At 59.5% G+C, this 18037-nt stretch carries 17 protein-coding genes, 1 tRNA gene and 1 pseudogene; 7 read left to right on the plus strand and 12 right to left on the minus strand.

Features of this window, described 5'->3' with window-relative positions; genetic code table 11:
* The first annotated feature begins 163 nt into the window (after positions 1-163).
* Positions 164-538, plus strand: a complete 375-nt coding sequence (locus tag HMPREF2635_RS13855; RefSeq protein WP_198525906.1) for an Lrp/AsnC ligand binding domain-containing protein — start codon at positions 164-166, stop codon at positions 536-538.
* Here HMPREF2635_RS13855 and HMPREF2635_RS08955 read toward each other — a convergent pair.
* The 4 genes from HMPREF2635_RS08955 to HMPREF2635_RS08970 are packed head-to-tail and all read right to left on the minus strand — an operon-like array spanning position 527 to position 4433.
* The gene (locus tag HMPREF2635_RS08955; RefSeq protein WP_046647391.1) at positions 527-1330 is read right to left on the minus strand and encodes an ABC transporter ATP-binding protein; all 804 of its coding nucleotides are present in this window, start codon (positions 1328-1330) and stop codon (positions 527-529) included. The two genes, HMPREF2635_RS13855 and HMPREF2635_RS08955, sit on opposite strands and share 12 nt — an antisense overlap.
* The gene (locus HMPREF2635_RS08960; protein WP_046647392.1) at positions 1327-2406 is read right to left on the minus strand and encodes a FecCD family ABC transporter permease; all 1080 of its coding nucleotides are present in this window, start codon (positions 2404-2406) and stop codon (positions 1327-1329) included. Before HMPREF2635_RS08960 ends, HMPREF2635_RS08955 begins: the two co-directional genes overlap by 4 nt.
* A 5-nt stretch (positions 2407-2411) precedes the next feature.
* Positions 2412-3461 (minus strand): FecCD family ABC transporter permease, encoded by a 1050-nt coding sequence (locus tag HMPREF2635_RS08965; protein WP_080975080.1) that lies wholly within the window; start codon positions 3459-3461, stop codon positions 2412-2414.
* 6 nt (positions 3462-3467) lie between these two features.
* Positions 3468-4433 (minus strand): ABC transporter substrate-binding protein, encoded by a 966-nt coding sequence (locus tag HMPREF2635_RS08970; RefSeq protein WP_049155214.1) that lies wholly within the window; start codon positions 4431-4433, stop codon positions 3468-3470.
* Between the two features lie 211 nt (positions 4434-4644).
* Between HMPREF2635_RS08970 and HMPREF2635_RS08975 the strand changes: the two genes are divergently transcribed.
* Complete coding sequence (locus HMPREF2635_RS08975; protein WP_046647394.1) at positions 4645-4929, plus strand: cupin domain-containing protein; 285 nt, start codon at positions 4645-4647, stop codon at positions 4927-4929.
* Between the two features lie 82 nt (positions 4930-5011).
* On the opposite strand, the pseudogene HMPREF2635_RS08980 reads toward HMPREF2635_RS08975, so the two are convergent.
* The 6 genes and pseudogenes from HMPREF2635_RS08980 to pgm all read right to left on the minus strand — a co-directional run bounded on the left by HMPREF2635_RS08980 (position 5012) and on the right by pgm (position 9538).
* Positions 5012-5807: pseudogene (locus HMPREF2635_RS08980) on the minus strand (methyltransferase domain-containing protein).
* A gap of 175 nt (positions 5808-5982) precedes the next feature.
* Positions 5983-6055 (minus strand) — tRNA-Ala (locus tag HMPREF2635_RS08985).
* Between the two features lie 85 nt (positions 6056-6140).
* Entirely contained in the window at positions 6141-6893 is a 753-nt protein-coding gene (locus HMPREF2635_RS08990; RefSeq protein ID WP_049157657.1) for a DsbA family protein, read from the minus strand.
* 58 nt (positions 6894-6951) lie between these two features.
* Positions 6952-7419 (minus strand): MauE/DoxX family redox-associated membrane protein, encoded by a 468-nt coding sequence (locus tag HMPREF2635_RS08995; protein ID WP_049157655.1) that lies wholly within the window; start codon positions 7417-7419, stop codon positions 6952-6954.
* 17 nt (positions 7420-7436) lie between these two features.
* On the minus strand, positions 7437-7898 hold the full coding sequence (locus HMPREF2635_RS09000; protein WP_070510600.1) for a MauE/DoxX family redox-associated membrane protein: 462 nt from the start codon (positions 7896-7898) through the stop codon (positions 7437-7439).
* Positions 7899-7921: 23 nt separating this feature from the next.
* On the minus strand, positions 7922-9538 hold the full coding sequence (gene pgm / locus HMPREF2635_RS09005) for a phosphoglucomutase (alpha-D-glucose-1,6-bisphosphate-dependent) (RefSeq protein ID WP_070510602.1): 1617 nt from the start codon (positions 9536-9538) through the stop codon (positions 7922-7924).
* A gap of 83 nt (positions 9539-9621) precedes the next feature.
* Here pgm and HMPREF2635_RS09010 point away from each other — a divergent pair, with 83 nt between their 5' ends.
* Both HMPREF2635_RS09010 and HMPREF2635_RS09015 read left to right on the plus strand, forming a co-directional pair.
* The gene (locus HMPREF2635_RS09010) at positions 9622-9939 is read left to right on the plus strand and encodes a fluoride efflux transporter family protein (protein WP_070510603.1); all 318 of its coding nucleotides are present in this window, start codon (positions 9622-9624) and stop codon (positions 9937-9939) included.
* The gene (locus HMPREF2635_RS09015) at positions 9936-10295 is read left to right on the plus strand and encodes a fluoride efflux transporter FluC (RefSeq protein WP_070510605.1); all 360 of its coding nucleotides are present in this window, start codon (positions 9936-9938) and stop codon (positions 10293-10295) included. Before HMPREF2635_RS09010 ends, HMPREF2635_RS09015 begins: the two co-directional genes overlap by 4 nt.
* Before the next feature lie 37 nt (positions 10296-10332).
* On the opposite strand, the gene HMPREF2635_RS09020 is transcribed toward HMPREF2635_RS09015, so the two are convergent.
* Entirely contained in the window at positions 10333-12879 is a 2547-nt protein-coding gene (locus HMPREF2635_RS09020; RefSeq protein ID WP_070547171.1) for an ABC transporter permease, read from the minus strand.
* A gap of 3 nt (positions 12880-12882) precedes the next feature.
* A complete protein-coding gene (locus tag HMPREF2635_RS09025; protein ID WP_070547170.1) occupies positions 12883-13623 on the minus strand; it encodes an ABC transporter ATP-binding protein in 741 nt (246 codons plus the stop codon).
* A 93-nt stretch (positions 13624-13716) separates the two neighbouring features.
* Between HMPREF2635_RS09025 and HMPREF2635_RS09030 the strand changes: the two genes are divergently transcribed.
* The 3 genes from HMPREF2635_RS09030 (at position 13717) to mgtE (ending at position 17616) form a co-directional block, all read left to right on the plus strand.
* Positions 13717-14565, plus strand: coding sequence for a phytoene/squalene synthase family protein (locus HMPREF2635_RS09030; RefSeq protein ID WP_070547169.1), 849 nt, complete (start codon positions 13717-13719; stop codon positions 14563-14565).
* Positions 14566-14567: 2 nt separating this feature from the next.
* Entirely contained in the window at positions 14568-16082 is a 1515-nt protein-coding gene (crtI, locus tag HMPREF2635_RS09035; RefSeq protein WP_070547168.1) for a phytoene desaturase family protein, read from the plus strand.
* A gap of 169 nt (positions 16083-16251) precedes the next feature.
* Positions 16252-17616 (plus strand): magnesium transporter, encoded by a 1365-nt coding sequence (mgtE, locus tag HMPREF2635_RS09040; RefSeq protein ID WP_070547167.1) that lies wholly within the window; start codon positions 16252-16254, stop codon positions 17614-17616.
* The last annotated feature ends 421 nt before the right edge of the window (positions 17617-18037 follow it).

Consider the following 18037-nt stretch of genomic DNA (forward strand, 5'->3'; position numbering starts at 1 on the left):
TCCATGTCCAAAAACCCTATGGACATAACATCCTTAGCTGAGGAACTAAACCCAGGACGCTTCACACACTCGATTAAGCTGCCCTTGATCAAATAGGCGTTTCACCAGGTCTTCAAGCGTGGACTTCCGCTTGGATTGAATCGTCAATGAACTCGCGGATGCCGTGCACCTGTCCCCTTCCACTTGTATCCGACGAGTCCATGCACTGGAGAACGCTGGAATTATTCGGGGTTACGTTGCCCTGTTTGTTCCCACAAAGGTCGGCAAAGGATTTACCGCCTATGCCAGAGTTTGGCTCACCAGCCAGGACCTTGAGACTGTTGAGCGATTCATTCAAGAGAGTCAGCCACTTCCAGAAGCCGTGGAATGCCACCTCATGGCTGGTGAATGCGATGTCATGCTGCGAATAGTGGCGGCCGATCTCACCGCTTATCGTCAATTTCAGATCGACCATCTCACCCGCATCGATTGCGTCCACAACGCGAAAACTGAGGTGCACATGGAACAGGTAAAATTAACGTCAGAATTATCTGTTTGAATTTGATACTTGGTGGCTCCACGTTGGGATCATCAACGGTGCTCCAGACTCTGGGTCAGCGATGATCTTAGAATCCACACCAAATACGGTGCGCACGAGCTCTTCAGTAATAACGGTTGCAGGATCGCCGGTGGCTACAACTTCGCCGTCTTTCATGGCGATGATGTGATCGGCGTAGCGCGCTGCCTGGTTCAAGTCATGCAATACGGCGACCAGTGTGTAGTCCCGTTTCCGGTTGAGCATGCGGCAAAGTTCCAGCAGCTCAATCTGGTAGCTGACGTCTAAGAATGTGGTAGGTTCATCGAGAAGCAAGATTGGCGTCTGCTGCGCCAACGCCACCGCCATCCAGACGCGTTGGCGTTGACCGCCCGAGAGTTCATCGACAAGCCTGCCTGAAAGCTCCCTAATTCCGGTTGCCTCCATGGCCTCTTTCACCGCCTGCTCATCCTCGGGCGACCAAGGCTTGAACAAACTCTGGTGCGGGTAGCGTCCTCGTGAGACCAGATCGATGACGCGAATGCCGTCCGGGGCAACCGGGCCTTGCGGCAGAAGACCCACTTCACGCGCTACTTCTTTGGTGGGCTTTTTGTGCAAAGACTGCCCGTCTAAAAGAATCTTCCCCTCTTGCGGCGCAATCAAACGGGTCAAGCTCTTGAGCAAAGTGGACTTGCCGCAGGCATTGGGGCCAACGATGACCGTGAACTGGCCATCTGGAATCTGAAGATCCACGCCTGGGCAGATAACTTTGTCGCCGTATCCAAGCTGGGCGTTTTCTACTAGAAGTCGTGTCATTTGCGTCGGCCTTCTCTCATGAGCAACCACAGGAAGTACACGCCACCGATGGATACGGTGACAATACCTACTGGGAGCGGGGATTCAGGGTCAATTCTTTGGGCAACCGTATCGGCGAGTATTAACAGGAAAGACCCCACGGCTGCGGTGGGGGCCAGCGCCAGGCCATCAACGTGTACCAGGCGACGGGCAATCTGGGGCGAGGCCAGCGCGATGAAGGAAATCGGCCCGGCGGTGGCAGTTGCCAGCGCCGTTAATCCGATGCCGGCAACAACTGCCAATAGTTGCACCCTGCGGACGTTTTGCCCCAGCGCAACCGCGAAAGGAATACCAATCTGCATCAAACGCATCGGGCGCGCCAGCAGTGCTGCCATCAGGATGAACACGGCAGAACCACAAAATGCCAGCAGCAGCGAATTCCAGGAGGTGCCGGAGAGATTTCCCGCGCCCCACAAACTCGCCATGATGGCATCTTCCACCGTGGCAGTGAGCAAAATCCACACGTTGACCGAGGCCAGCATGGCGCTGACAGCAATGCCAACGATGATAAGACGCACGCCACCAGCGAATCCGCGCTTGGAGGCAAGGAAGAACACCACCATCGCGGTAGCGATACCTCCAGTGAGAGCCCCCAACAACGTAGCGGTGGTGCCACCGCCGAGAATCAACATGACGATGAGCGCGCCAGTGTAGGAACCGGTCTGAAAACCAATCACATCCGGTGAGCCCAATGGATTCGCGGTGAGGTTTTGAAAGATAGCTCCACTCATGGCCAGTGTTGCGCCCAGCAGGATTGCCAGAAGCGTGCGCGGTGCGCGCCATTCCACCACAATCATGTTGGTGTAGGAATCACCGTTGCCGGTCAACGCCTGGAACGCTTCACCAACGGTGATGGATGCAGAACCATCAACCAAGGAGTACACCGCAATCAGCGCAGTCGCCAATAAGAGTCCACCTGTGACGACAGCTGTGCGCACCCCGATAAGCATCACCGGGCGTTCCTTGGGACCGATGCGGAAAATCTTTCGCCCGAATTCAAGCTCTTGCTTCGTATCCGGATTCGTTGTGTGAACCATCGCGCTTAAACCTCCGGAATGCGGTACTTACGCACCATGTAAATCAACAGCGGTGCGCCAACGAATGCAGTTACTACTCCCACGGGCACTTCCCCAGCAGTAATCACGCGACCTATAACATCACTCACGCCCAAAACCGCTGGGGCCAAGACGATTGAATAGGCCATAATCCACCCTTGATGTGGGCCCACGATCATGCGGGATAGATGTGGTGCCAACAGCCCAATAAATCCGATGGGCCCCGCCGCCGCAGTAGCGCCACCGGCTAGCAGTGCAATTGCTACCAATACCACCAGCCTGGTTCTTTGCGGGTGCGCGCCCATAGCAACCGATGCCGCTTCACCCAGTGAAAGCACATCCAATGCGCGAGTGCTGGCCAGCGCAATAAGCAAGCCTACCAAGATAAATGGGGTGATGGACAAGGTAGCATCGAGAGGCTGCGATGCTGTGGTGCCCGCTGACCAGCCACGCATGCGTTCCAAAACTTCTGAATTGGTCAGCAACACCGCGGATGCAAAACCGCCCAGCACCGCCCCCAATGCCACACCGGACAAGGTCATGCGCACCGGACTGCCACGCAATGGACCACTGTTGCCAATGGCGAAGACCACCGCCGAGGTCACAATCGCACCAGCAAAAGACCACCACATGTACTGGGAGATATCTGTAACCCCAAAAAATGCCAGGCCAACAACCACCATGAGAGAAGCACCCGCATTAACGCCCAAAATCCCCGGGTCCGTCATTGGGTTTCTGGTCACAGCCTGCATCAAACCACCCGCAACCCCCAACGCACTACCGGCAACCAACACCAAGAAAGTACGTGGAACGCGAGACTGCCAGACCACCTGCGATACCGGATCCGCCGGATCCGGGTTAATCAGATAATGAAAAATATCCGACGGTGGAATGCTGCGTGAGCCCACCATCATGCTCAACACCAGCGCACCGGCACATAAGACCGCAATGATAATGAAACCAATGAGCCGGTTGGCCTGAGCAACTGGCCTTTCCACAGCCTTCGGGGCTGTGGAGGTTGTGGAACTTGCTGGCATAAAAGACTAGCTCACCTTGTCGTAGGTCTCTACCTTGTCTGCAAGATCCTGCAGCCAATCGGCATAGTTACGGCTGGTCAACGCACCCTTGGAAGACCACGTGGATACCTGGTCTGCCTGGACAGCTGGAAGGTTGTCCCACAGCTCCGCAGTAAATGGCGCCTCTGGGTCATAGTTTTCTACCAAGATGACATCAGCAGGGTAGGTCGAAGCATCTTCCCACGCCACTCGACCCCACGGGTTTCCTTCCGCTGGTGTGTCTGGGCCTGCGATGTTTGCGCCAAGTTCTTCCAGCATGTCCGCCTGCGGGAAGCCCACGCCGGTATAGAGCATTTCCTTGGTTGGGCTGGTCAGCAGGAAGTTGTAATCCTTGCCGTCTACTGCTGCGGTGAACGCTTCCTTGGCCGCTGCGAAGTCTCCATCTGCCGCCACGATGTTGTCAGCTTCTACGTCTGCGCCGAAGAACTCTGCAATCTCGCGGGTATCCGCAATCCTTTGATCAATAGAGCCTTCCGATGGCAGCGGCACGAAAGGCGCAACGCGCTGCAACTGAGCGTTGACGTCTTCATCGAACCAAGACCAACCCTTCGCGTTACCGTTGCCGATGATGGCATCCGGGCGCAGTTCAGCCAGCTTTTCCAGATCGATCTCAGCATCTTGGCCGATGGTCTCAATACCTTCGATGTCAGCATCACCCATCAACGCTGGGTTGTCACACTCAAAACCAAACAACGCATCCGGCTCAATGCCGTACTCGTGCAGAGAGCTATAGGCGTAGCAGTCCATAACGATGGTTTCTGGCTGGTTTTCGAAGTCGATGTTTAGCCCCTCAATACTGGGGTGGGACAGAGTCAGCTGCTCACCGTCGCCAGCCGCTGCATCTTCCCCCGAGGCTTCTTCCCCCGAGGTGGAGCACGCCGCAAGAACGAGGGCTGCAGCAGCACTTAAAGCCATCAATGCCGTCTTTTTCACTTGTTATTTCCTTTGCTGGGAATAGGGATCAATTAACCATGGCAAATATACACCACTTGAGTAGGGTTGCCTAACTTTCAATAGGTAGGACTATTCATTGTAAGGATTGATATACCAAAGATATAGACTCGACACTAGACGGTCAACCATTTACACCTGGCATCGCTTAGCGCAGTTCAATCCCCTTTAACATTTGGAAGAGATTTCGAAAATGGCTGAGACACCAAGCGTCAGCGTTAATCTAAAAGCGCTGGCTGAAGAACTGCTAAATAAGGCGGCTGGGACAGAAAGCGGGCGTGCAACCCACGTGTTCCGCGCAGTGCCTGGTGGTTCCCTTTTACAGGTCTTGCTTGTCCTGAAAGACGGCAAGGAATTGTCTAAGCACGAGAACCCTGGCGAGGCACTCTTGCACGTATTGAGCGGAAAAGTTCGGCTTACCGCAGACGACGATTCACTAGAGTTGAGCGCCGATGAGCATGCTGTGGTGCCTCAGTAGCGTCATGGACTGCTCTCCTTGGAAGACTCAGCAATCCTGCCGACCGTAGTGCGCAATCGCGCCTAGATAGCGTTCCAGCTTCCTAACGCTCTGGCTTCGTTGCCACGATTGCCACGGCGTTGAGGTGCTCGCTGTGCGTGTTGAAGGTTTTTCGCATCTGCAGCACCCGCTTGCGGGCATCGGAGTTATTCCGAAGGTTCTTCACAAAGCACAGCGTGCCTAAGAATCCTTCATCGGAAAGAATTCGACGCGGCTGCAGCAAAGCCATCGGCGCGGTCTCAACCTTGGCGGCTTTAAAAAGCCATTAGCCTCAAACACTGCCGTCCATTCGCCCAAGGTCAGCGGACACGCGTTCACCCTAATTGCGCGCGCAAGGCTTTGGCGGATTTCATCCTTCACCCCATCTGCTAGTTCTTCAGGAACTAGCCCCAGTTCGTGAATGGCGTACCGCCCACCCGGACGTAGGATGCGCGCAGCCTCTGCAACGATTGCATTCTTAGCCTTCTCACCCTGCATGGTGAGCATCGCTTCCCAATCACAAGGTCAGCCGACTCATCGGCCAGTCCAGTTTCAGCGGCGTCGGCCTCAATTAGCTTTGCACGCAGGCCAAAGACGCGGCGCACTGCAGCCACAGCATCCGGATCACTATCCGCACCTGTATAACTCGAAGGCGTGAGCTCAAGAATCCTACCCGGCGTGCGCCCAAGACTAGGCGCTGGTTCAACTACATCAACGTTCGGAATTCCGGATAGTTCGAGCAATTCATCTGTTAGTCTGCGCCCGCCGAGGCAAAGGACTCACTTTCCCAATTTGGCCAAAAGCCAGTGGCCTTGCATGGATTCATCCGCACGTGATGTGCCGATCATTTGTTCACTCATGAGGACCTGATTGCCCTCCCCAATGAATCAGTCCGGTTTTACCAGTTCGTCGACCACGTCCCCGGCACTCAACCTTGGATTTCACCTGGCTTTAAACACAGTCATAACCAGACGTCAACAAAGAATTCCCCAGACAAAAATAAAACCCTCTGACCAGTGGAAAGAGGGTATAAAGTGGAGCTAACGGGATTCGAACCCGTGACCCCCACACTGCCAGTGTGGTGCGCTACCAACTGCGCCATAGCCCCTCATACGAGGTGCAACCTTCACGATTGCAACTCGTATCAATATATCCGCTCCCCATTCACTCACCAAATCGCGAGTTGGGACGCCTTATTTAGTGACGATGTCAACCCATTCCATGATGGACGTGTTCTGGTCTTCCGGAATGTCCTTGCCATCCTTGATGATTCGCGGCGAGGAAACCTGGCCGGTTTCGCTCTCCAGCTTTTCGTAGTTCGAGGTCACCAGTGGGTTTCCTTCACCAACCGGGGCTTCTTCAATGGCCTTTACCGTGGCATCATCTGCGCCCAGTTCCTTCGCGGCAGCAGCGAAGTCTTCCATCTCCCACTTGTTGTACACCTTGGACTGGTTCTCCATGAGGTACTTACGCAAGTTCCAGTAGAGCTTGGCATCACCGGTCTTTGCTACCTGCTCCATCGCAGCTGCCGCCTTGGAGGAGTGGCCCGTGTTGGACTTGATGCTCTCCAAGCCGTTTGGGCTGCCGTCAAGGAAGTTGAGGGTGCGCACGTGCACGACGAGCTCGCCCGCATCAATCGCATCCTTCATCTGCTCGTCGGTTTCCTTCGCCAGGTCACCACAGTGCGGGCAGGAGTAGTCCTCGTACAGGTCTACTTCGGTTGCGTCCTTTGCGGCATCCGCAGACTTGAGGGTTACCGCATTGTCCGCGAGGGAAATCTCCAGGGAGACATCCTCGGCGGCGTAGTCCCCCAGCGCATCGGTCTGTGCGCCTCGTCCTTGATAGACGATGTAGCCGATGACCACGGCAATAATAACCAGCAGAACAGCGAGGCCCCAGACGAATCCACTATTGCCTTTGGAGTTGGGGTCTTTGACTGTACTCATGAAACAACCTTGCCTTTATGACTTAAGTTCGAACAGATGAAAAGCCTACACACCGCTGTTAAGGGTGCAATGCAAACTTGGTGAAAGGACGCTTGATCGTCCACACCATTAAGACAGAATAGAAGACATCTCGCAGAAGTGTCATCATGTAATTCATCACTTGCGCGTCTTCATCAGGGCTCACGGAGAAGCAGCCGCAATCAATTCCGAGTCCCCGCGCCCACGCCTGCGCGATGCCGATCATGAACAGCACCAGAACTATCTGCCCAACCCACGCCGATGGCCGCAAAAACAGCCCCATCAAAAGCAGCAGGCCACCACATATCTCCAGCGGGCCAATCAGGTAGGACAAGTAGTGCGACCACTCAGGGGTAAAGATTTCATATGCCTTGATGCTTTGCGACACCGCGAGCTGATCCGTCAGCTTCGACGCCCCCGCCTTGATCCACACATAGGCCATATAAAATCGCGCGAATGCACTAATGATGTCGAGCACGAGAGGTGCGCTGATTTTGGTTTTGGTCACGGAGTTAGCCTAACAATCTACGGGTGCAGGGCATAGCGGCGGTAGGGGCGGCGGATGGTCCAGACGGTGAGGGCGAGGAAGAAAGCGTCGCGAAGCAGCGTCAGTGCGTAGTTCATGCCCTGACTTACGTCGGCGGGGTCGTAGCCAAAACACCCGCAATCGATGACGAGCCCCCGCGCCCACGCCTGCGCGATGCCCACCATGAACAGGACCAAGACCACTGCAGCGACTGCCGACGCCTCCCTCAAGAACAGCCCCAACAACAGCAGCACCCCACCCATGAGTTCCAGGGGCCCGATGAGGTAGGCCAAGTATCCGGACCACTCCGGGGTAAAGATGCCATAGGCCTCGATGGCCTGGGTCATCTCCATCCGGGCATCCAGTTTCTGTATGCCGGCGATAATCCACACGGCGGCCATTCCCCAGCGCGCGAGCGCGCTGATGAGGTCAGGCACCGATATGGATTGTGGAGATGTCATAAACCACTAGCCTAGCCGCAGAACTAACCTCCGAGAACCTGTGACACCAGCGCCTGCGCTTCTTCTTGCACCTGCTTGAGGTGTTCTTCGCCACGGAAGCTCTCGGCGTAAATCTTGTACTTATCCTCCGTGCCGGACGGGCGCGCGGCAAACCACGCGTTCTCCGTCGTCACCTTGAGGCCGCCGATCACCGCGCCGTTGCCCGGCGCCTCAGTGAGCTTGGCGACGATCTCCTCGCCCGCCAGCTCCGTCGCCGTCACCTGCTCCGGAGAGAGCTTCTTCAGGATGGCCTTCTGTTCGCGGGTAGCCGGGGCATCGGTGCGCGCATAGGCCGGCGCACCATAGTCCTCCGCCAGTTCCGCGTAGCGCTGCGACGGGGTCTTGCCCGTCACCGCCAGGATCTCCGCGGCCAGCAAGTCCAAGATGATGCCGTCCTTGTCGGTGGACCACACCGTACCGTCGAAGCGCAGGAAGGAAGCACCGGCGGATTCTTCGCCGCCGAAGCCGAGGGAGCCGTCGACAAGCCCCGGCACAAACCACTTGAAGCCCACCGGCACCTCCACGAGCTCGCGCCCCAGGCTGGCCACGACGCGGTCGATCATGGAAGAGGACACCAAGGTCTTGCCCACACTCGCATTTCCCCACTGGGGACGGTGGCTAAACAGGTACTCGATGGCCACCGCGAGGTAGTGGTTCGGGTTCATCAGCCCAGCATCCGGCGTAACAATGCCGTGGCGGTCAGCGTCAGCATCATTACCGGTAGCCAGGTCATACTTGGACCGGTTATCCACCAACGAAGCCATGGCATCCGGGGAGGAACAGTCCATGCGGATCTTGCCGTCGGTATCCAACGTCATAAAGCGGAAAGTGCCGTCTACCTCTGGGTTCACCACCGTCATGTTGAGTTCGTAATGCTCGGCGATGGCCGCCCAGTAGTCCACCGAGGCGCCGCCCATCGGGTCCGCTCCGATGCGCACGCCGGCGTCCTTGATGGCCGCCATGTCCACGACGTTGGCCAAATCGGACACATAGGAGTCGAGGTAATTGTGCTTCACGCAGCGTTCATCCAGCACGCCGTTGACCGGCGCGCGCTTCACACCCTCGAGCCCGGCGCGCAGGTAGTCGTTAGCCTTTGCTGCAATCCAGTCGGTGGCATCGGTATCCGCCGGACCGCCTGTCGGCGGGTTGTATTTGAATCCACCATCGCGCGGCGGGTTGTGAGACGGGGTGATAACAATGCCATCGGTGCCTGGGTTGGTCAGGATGGCGTGGGAAACAGCTGGCGTTGGGGTGTAGCGGCCGCGGTCATCTACACGGACCTCCAGTTCGTTGGCTAGGAGGACCTCGAGGGCGGAGACCATGGCGGGTTCGGACAGGGCGTGAGTATCACGGCCGATGAAGATGGCGCCCGTGGTGCCCTGCTCGGCGCGGTAGTCCACGATGGCCTGGGTGATGGCCAGGATGTGGGCCTCATTGAAGGCGGTGTCCAAGGCGGAGCCGCGGTGCCCAGAGGTGCCGAAGGAAACCTGCTGGTCAGGGTTATCGGCGTCGGGGGTGCGGGTGTAATACGCGGTGACCAACTCCGCGATATCGATGAGATCCGAAGGCTGGGCTAGTTGGCCGGCGCGCTCGTGTGCCATGGTGGTTTCCTCCTTGGGGATGTGGATGTACCTCAAGCTTGCCTGCTTCACGACGTTTTCGCATCCCAACTAGGATGGTGCCTATGCCACAGATCCTTCTTGTGGGCTGCGGGACCGCGCTCGGGGCGCTGGCCCGCTTTGGCCTTTCTTCGCTTCTCGGGGGCGGCGCGCTGCCGCTGTTGCTCATCAACGTTGTTGGCAGCGCTGTGATGGGCTATGCCAAGCCGCCCGCATTCTGGGGCACGGGTTTCTTGAGTGGGTTCACCAGTTTTGCCGCGTTTGCGTATCTCACTTCAGGTTTCGGGCCGGCGCAGGCGGGGGCGTATGTCCTGGCAACGGTTCTGGGCTGCACCGTGGCATACCTGGTCGGTGACCGCCTCCGGGATCGGAGGCGCGCATGATGCTCTCCATCTTGGCTGTGCTCGCCGGAGGTTTTGTGGGCGGTTGCGGGCGCTACCTGTTAACCCGCATCCTGCCCTCCCCCACGTGCACCTTCGCCGCGAACCTCATCGGCTCTGCGGTGGCCGGCGTGGCCTATGGCTACGCCACGCACGCGCACACCGCCGAGTTCTTCCTCCCCTTGCTCGCGGCCGGCGTGGCGGGCGGGCTATCGACATGGTCCACGTTGGCCAAAGAGCTCGGTGACATGATTAAGGCCAAGCGCTGGTGGCGCTTGGCGCGGTATCTCTTCTGGACGGTGGGCCTGGGCATCGTCCTGGCGTGGCGCGGGGCGTGGGTCGGCTCGCTTTTGGCCTAGCCTTCTCACCGCACTCCGCGTCTAAGCGCGCGAAGTGTTAGTCGGCGATGGCGTCCAACGGCGGGGTCTTTGCCGCGCGGTGGGCCGGCCACAGGGCGGCCAGCACACCGACGATGCCGGAGCCGACGAGCATGACGACGAGCATCATCCACGGCACCGTCGTGGAGTCGAGGCCTTCGTCCGCAAGCACGGAAATGAAGGACCACCCCATCCCCAGCCCCATGAGGATGCCCATGAGAGCGCCGAAGAGCGCAATCTGTACCGACTCCACGGTGATCATCGTGCGAATCTGGCGGCGCTGGGTGCCCACCGCGCGCAGCATACCAATCTCCTGGCGTCGTTCAATCACGCCCAAGGTGAGGGTATTGACAATGCCCAGGATCGCGATGACCACAGCCAACGCCAGCAGCGCGTAGAGGATGGTGAGCATCTGGTCAATCATGCCGGCGGCCTCGCCTGCGAATTCCTCGCCGGTGCGCACCTGCACCACGACGAGGTCCTTGACGGACTCCTCCAGGTTGGCGCGCAGCTTTTCCTTGTCATAGCCTTCCTCCGCGTTCACGTAGACCAACATGACGTTGAGGCTAGCCGGGTCGACGACCTCTGTTGCCGCGGAGGCGGAGACAGCTAAGCGCGGGAGCATCTGGAAGGGCTCATACGTGCCGAGGAGCTTCACCTGCGTGGTACGAGACAGATCCGGGCCCGCCAGCTCATAACTCTGGCCGACCTCCCAGCCCTGCTCTGCAGCCAGGTCGGCTTCGGCGATGAAGCCCGGCTCCTCGCCCGTCTTCAACGATCCTTCCACCAGGGTGAAGTTAAGGACGTCATCGGCGTTGCCATCGATGACCTGGCTGACCTTCATCTCCGGGCCATAGTTCATCGAAGCCTGACCATCCACCTGCAGGGGTGCTGTGCTCATCGACACGACCTGTCCGACGCCCTCAGTATCGCTGGCGCGCTGCACGGTCTCGTTCGGGGTCGGAAAGTTTCCAGACGTCGGGCCGGACAGCAAGAAGTCCGCGCGGGCGTCCTGCTCGACGGTGTCGGCCACCGAGGCCTTCATCGTCGCACCCAACATGCCGATCGAGGTCACCAGCGCCACGCCCAGCATGAGAGCGAATGCGGTCGCCGCGGTACGGCGCGGGTTGCGCGCCGAGTTCGTCGAGGCTAGCTTGCCCACCGCACCAAAGGGCGCACCAATCACGCGGCCAATCGCCGGAACGATGGGCAGGGAGATGGCCGGTCCAGCCAGGAAGAAGCCAAGGATCAGGTTGAGCGCGCCAAGACCCACGAGGGAGGCACGGATGCCCGTGGAGGCGTCGATAAGCACGCCGAGGACCGCGAAGATAATGCCCGCGACGAGCAACAGTCCACCCAGCACGCTGCGCACGAGGAGCGAAGAACCAGCTGCAGACTCGGTTGTGCGCATGGCTTCCACCGGCTTTACCGCACCCGCGCGGCGCGCCGGCGCCCACGCGGACACGATGGTGACCACCGCGCCCAAGAGCAGCGGCACGACTACTGCGCTGACGCTCAGGCCCAGACCGCCGCCCATGGGCATGTCCTTAGCTTCAAAGACTGCCTTGATGAGTGCGACTAAGCCCATACCTGTCACCACGCCGACGGCTGAGCCGACGAGCCCCACGATGAAGGCCTCCGTCACCACCGAACGCGTGATCTGGCTGCGGGAAGCACCGAGCGCACGCAGGAGCGCGAACTCCTTGGTGCGCTGGGCCACGATCATGGAGAAGGTATTCGCGATAATGAACGTGCCCACCAGCAGCGCGATGAGGCCAAAGGCGATGAGGAAGTAGTTGACGAATTTCAGGGCAGAGGAAATCTGATCCGACAGCTCATCGGCCAGCTTCTGGCCGGATTCCGCCTCGACCTCGAAGGTGTTGTTGAGGTGCTCCACGAGCGCATCGGCATCGACGCCGTCGGCCGCAGCGACCTTCAGCTGGGAAGAGTCTCCATAGCGCTCAACGAAGGCCTCGTGTTCCATGAGCAACGTCAGACTGGGGCCCTGGTCCACCACAGGCTTGACGACGCCCACGACCTTCACCTCATCGCGCTGGTCCGGGTGCACGACGAGGAGGGTGTCGCCGACGTGGATGCCGAACTTCTCGGCGGCGGAGTCGTTGATGAGGACTTCGCCGGTCCCGTGGGGCTCGGAGCCGTCGACAAGCGTGGCGGGCTCACCGACGGATTGGTCCTCCGGGTAGTAGGGCTGCACGCTGGAGGTGCCGCCGCCGGTTTGAAAGGCCTCGGCATCCTTGTTGGCAACCACGACGGTCTGGCTGCTTTGCATGTTGACTGCGCGCACGTCGGGGTCGGCGGCGATGTCATCGCGCATCTTCTGGTCGAGGATTGGGCCGCCTTCCTTCTGGCTCACGGCCGCATCCACACCGGTAAATGCGGTAGACACCGCAGAGTCGAAGGTGTTCGACAGCGAGTTGGTGAACATGAAGGAGCCCGAAATGAACGCGGTACCCAGCACCACCGCCAGCAGGGTCAGGGCAAGGCGCAGCTTATGCGCGAGAATATTGCGCACGGAGACCGTGCGCATGGTGTTCTTTGTGGCCATGCTCTAGCCCTCGATTTCTGCCATCACGGCGTGGATGGACTCCATGGTCGGATTCATGAGCTCATTAACCAGGCGGCCATCGGCGAGGAAGACCACGCGGTCGGCGTACGAGGCGGCCTTGGCGTCGTGCGTAACGATAACCACGGTCTGCCCATCCTTGTCCACGGCGGTGCGCAAAATGTCGAGCACCTCGGCGGAGGAGTTCGAATCCAGGTTGCCGGTGGGCTCATCACCGAAGATGATCTCCGGACGGGAAACCAGGGCGCGCGCACACGCCACGCGCTGCTGCTGGCCGCCGGAGAGCTCGGCTGGGCGGTGGGACAGGCGGTGGGACAGACCAAGACGCGTGGTGACCTCATCAAACCACGCCTTATCGACCTTGTTGCCAGCGATATCGGTAGGCAGCGTGATGTTCTCTGCCGCGGTCAACGTGGGCACCAAGTTAAAGGACTGAAAGATGAAACCCAAGCGGTCGCGGCGCAGGGCGGTAATGTCTTTATCGCTGAGCTGCGACATATCGGTGTCACCGATGAAAGCCGAGCCGGACGTCGCCGAATCGAGGCCCGCCATAGTGTGCATGAGGGTGGATTTGCCGGAGCCCGACGGGCCCATGATGGCGGTGAAGGTATTGCGCGCGAACTCAACGTCGACGTGGTCCAACGCGGTGACTGCGGTATCTCCCTGACCGTATTGTTTGAACAGGTCAACGGCGCGTGCCGCGGCAGTCGTCGTTGGGGTGGTCATGGACGTGTTCTCCTTATAGATAGGGAAAGTAACGTCACTACCCTATCTTGCCTTGGGTAAGTTATGTGACGCGTGTGGTCTAAAATATGCTCCATGCGCGCATCCCTTTCCGCTCTAGAGCATTACGACCGTTGTGCCGAAGCAGCCGCGGCTCAGGTCATGCGCCACTACTCCACTAGTTTTTCCCTGGCCACGCGGCTTCTCTCACCCAGGGTGCGCGTGGATATCCGTAACTTATACGCCATGGTGCGCACGGCCGATGAGATCGTCGACGCGGGGCTTGCTCCCCAGGACGCCGCCGTGCTTCTCGACGCCTACGAGGCCACCGTCCGCGCCGCCCCCTCCCAGCGTTTTCACGCCGACCCCGTGGTGCACGCGTATGCGCTCTCCGCGCGGCGCTGCGGATTCCAGGACGAGCACATCGCAGAGTTCTTTGCTTCCATGCGCTGCGATCTGACCCAGAGCACGCACACACACGACTCCTTCGAGAATTACGTGTCCGGCTCCGCGGAAGTCATTGGGCTCTTGTGTTTGGATGCCTTCTACGCCGGTCAGGCGCGACCGGCCGGCATCGAGGAAGGCGCGCGGCGCTTGGGCGCGGCGTTTCAGAAGATCAACTTCTTGCGCGATCTGCGCGAGGACTCCGCAGACCTCGGCCGCTCGTATTTTCCAGCGCTGCCCGATCCCACTGGCTTGGACGAGGAGAGGAAGGCTGCCATCATCGCTGATATTCGCGAGGACCTGTCTGTAGCGCAGGGTGCCATCGAGTTGCTGCCGCGCGGCTCCCGCATGGGCGTGGCGGCGGCTACCGCCCTCTTTACTGAGCTCACCGACCAGCTCGAGGCAACCCCCGCCGTCGAGATCCTCACGACAAGGGTGTCGGTATCACCAGCGCGTAAGGCCTTCCTCGTGAGCCGGGCAGCTGCATCGGCGGTGAAATAAACATGGGCAAGCGGGTTGTCGTCATCGGCGCTGGCATCGCGGGGCTTGCCACCGCGGCGTTGATGCTGCGGGAGGGCTGGGACGTGGTCGTCGTCGAGAAGCAGCGTAGCGTCGGCGGGCGGGCGGGAGTCCTAGAAGTCGACGGCTTCCGTTTCGATACGGGGCCTTCGTGGTATCTCATGCCGGAGGCTTTTGATGAATTTTTCCGGGCCTGTGGGACGAGCACCGAGCGTGAGCTGGACCTCGTCCCCCTCTCGCCTGCGTATCGCGTGTACAACGAGGACGGCGCGTTCCTGGATGTGGAGAGCGGCGTGGAGGAGGTCGCGCACCTATTCGAGTCTATTGAGCCGGGCGCGGGTGAGCGCGTACGGGCGTATTTGGCGCGCTCCTCCGACGTCTACGCGGTGGCGCTGAGCAGCTTTTTGTACACCACGTTTTCGCGCCCTACTGAGCTGCTGACACGGGAGGTGCTCACGCGGCTGGGCACGCTCGCGATGCTGCTGACGCGTTCGCTGGACAGGCTGGTAGCGGCGCAGTTTCAGGACTATCGCCTGCATCAGGTCCTGACCTATCCGGCAGTGTTTTTGTCGACCGAGCCTCAGGCCGCGCCGGCCCTGTATTCCTTGATGAGCCACACCGACCTGGTCGAAGGTGTGCGCTACCCGCAGGGTGGCTTCGCCGCGGTGGTCGCGGCGATTGCGCGCCAAGCGGAGGGTGCAACCTTCCTCATGGGTACCGCGGTGACGGCAATTGAGTGCACGGACGGGCGCACAACTGGCGTGCGGCTGGATGACGGCCGCTTCATTTCTGCAGAGGCCGTGGTGTCGGCGGCGGACCTGCGCCACACCGAAACCGCGTTACTGCCTGAGTCAGCGCGGACCTACCCGGAAAGCTACTTCGCACGGCGCGATCCGGGTTTGGGTACGGTTCTGGTGTTCCTCGGCGTCCGCGGCGAGCTGCCGCAGCTTGAGCACCACACTCTGTTGTTTAGCAAGGACTGGGAGCCCGATTTCCGCGCCGTCTACCACGGCCCGGAGGCCTCGCGTCCGCTCGGTGCTTCGGAGTCTATCTACGTATCCAAGACATCCGCGACGGATCCTGACGTGGCGCCGGAGGGCTGCGAGAACCTCTTTGTGCTCGTCCCTGTGCCGGCGGAAGATACTTTTGGCTCAGGCGATGCCTATGGTGAGGAAGAATCGCCGCGCGTCGCCGCGATTGCTGACGCCGCTATCCACCAGATAGGCACATGGCTTGGCATTCCGGACTTTGCCGAGCGCATCGTCGTGCGCCGAACGGTGGGGCCCTCTGATTTTGTGCAGCGCTATAACGCGTGGGCAGGTGGAGCGGTGGGGCCTGCACATACGCTGCAGCAATCCGCGTTCTTCCGTGGGCGCAACGTCTCGCGAAAACTGAAGAACCTGTTCTACGCGGGCGGAACGACCGTGCCGGGCGTGGGAGTGCCAATGTGCCTTATTTCTGCGCACAACGTCCTCACGCGGATGCGTGAACAGCGCTAAACGTTGGGCCCGAGTGCACTCTCAATTCGCGCTGAATTCCCCCAGTGCTGACCCCCGTGAAAGAACTTGGTTCTCAGTCCCCACTCCTCGGCATGGAATTCACGAAAAGGCCGTGCAGCGCTGCATAGCGTAGTCTGAGGAGGTTGACGTCGAGTGGAAAGGCGAAGCGATGGCAGAAACTACTGAGCAGGCCAGCGAGACCGTAGAGGCATGGCTGAAGCAAGAAGACGCTATCGATCCTAAAAAGGCCCCTCGTCTCCAGGAGCTCTTAGCCCGCGTTCCCCGTCAAGACCTCATCGCGATTGTGGAGCGTCAAAATGCTCTCCGCGCTGCGCTAGCCCTCCGCCTGCTGCCGCGGGAAAAGTCCATCGCAGTCTTCGACGCACTCGATGCAAAGCACCAAGCGGACATCATTGATGAGCTGGGCAACGCCGATGTCTACGAGTTCTTCGACGAGTTGGACCCCGAAGACCGAGTGGCGCTCTTGGATGAGCTGCCCGCGGAGATTGCGGATCGCCTCCTCCGTTCACTGACCCAGACTCAGCGCGACGTGACCGGAGTGATCCTTGGATACACGAAGGGCTCCGTCGGGCGTCGTATGTCGCCAGAGGTGCCCGACATTCACCCGGAAATGAGCATGGAAGATGCCCTGTACACGCTCCGGGATACGGCCGATGAACTGGAGACCATCTATACCGTTCCGGTGACGCGCAAGGACCGGCGTCTGGTGGGCGTCGTCAGCCTGCGCGAACTCTTCACGGCTGAGCGCGGTGTACTCATTGAGGACATCATGAACGAGCCGGTATATGCATACGCGACTGCCGACGCCGAGGAGACCGTGCGGTGGTTCTTGCCCCTCGATATGCTAGCTCTGCCAATTGTGGATGATTCACACCGCCTCGTCGGTCTTCTTACGTGGGACGATGCCACGGACATCATGGAAGAAGCGGACAGCGAGGACTCTGCTCGTTCCGGTGGTACAGAAGCGCTCCAGCAGCCTTACTTGTCGACGCCGTTGCTCAAGCTCGTTCGCTCCCGCATTCTCTGGCTGCTCGTGCTCGCTGTGTCAGCTCTGCTGACCGTGCGGGTTCTCGATTCCTTCGAGGACACCTTGGCCAAGGCGGTTGTACTGTCGCTGTTCATCCCTCTGCTCACCGGCACGGGCGGCAATACAGGAAACCAGGCGGCTACTACAGTGACCCGTGCGCTCGCGCTTGGCGACGTCCGAACGCGCGACCTCCTTTCCGTAATGTGGCGCGAGCTGCGCGTCGGAATGCTGCTCGGCGCCGTACTGGGACTGGCTGGTCTCGTCTTGGCGACGGTGGTCTACGGCGTCGATATCGGTATCGTGATCGGTTCCACCCTGTTTCTTATCTGCTCGATGTCAGCGACGGTAGGTGGGCTCATGCCAATTGTGGCTAAGACGGTGGGCGCGGATCCCGCTGTGTTTTCTAACCCGTTTATTTCCACGTTCTGTGACGCGACGGGCTTGATTATCTACTTCTTCATCGCAAAGTCCGTCCTGGGTATCTAGTCCGATAGAAGCTTCGGCGCTGCATCGCACGGCCTGCCGACCTTCCTGCGGCCGTACTAGAGCCGCATCGTCCTCTTGGAAACAAGTCCTTAGCACCCTAGAGCAGCTGGGCTTCCACATGCATGACACTAGAGCCGCTTGCTATGCGGTTACCCCCTCTCCTCTACCGGGCTGAACACCATCGATTTCTGCGTCCAACTGTCCACCACAAAGAGTGTGGCTGCAACCACTCCTGCCGCTTTCACGGACAGCCTAGAACCGTGGCAGTACAAGGTGCGCCTTGCCTTCTGCAAGCGTCCTGAAGTCATTCGCGAAGCAGTTGCCCGCCTGACGTACGAAGAAAATGCCTGCGGCACGCGGCTTTGTGCTCAGTGTCAACAAATAGTCGCCCGGACCTGACCCCCGTTAGGTAGACACCTGA

The sequence above is a fragment of the Corynebacterium sp. HMSC035E02 genome (assembly GCF_001836065.1).
Classification (GTDB): Bacteria; Actinomycetota; Actinomycetes; order Mycobacteriales; family Mycobacteriaceae; genus Corynebacterium; species Corynebacterium hiratae.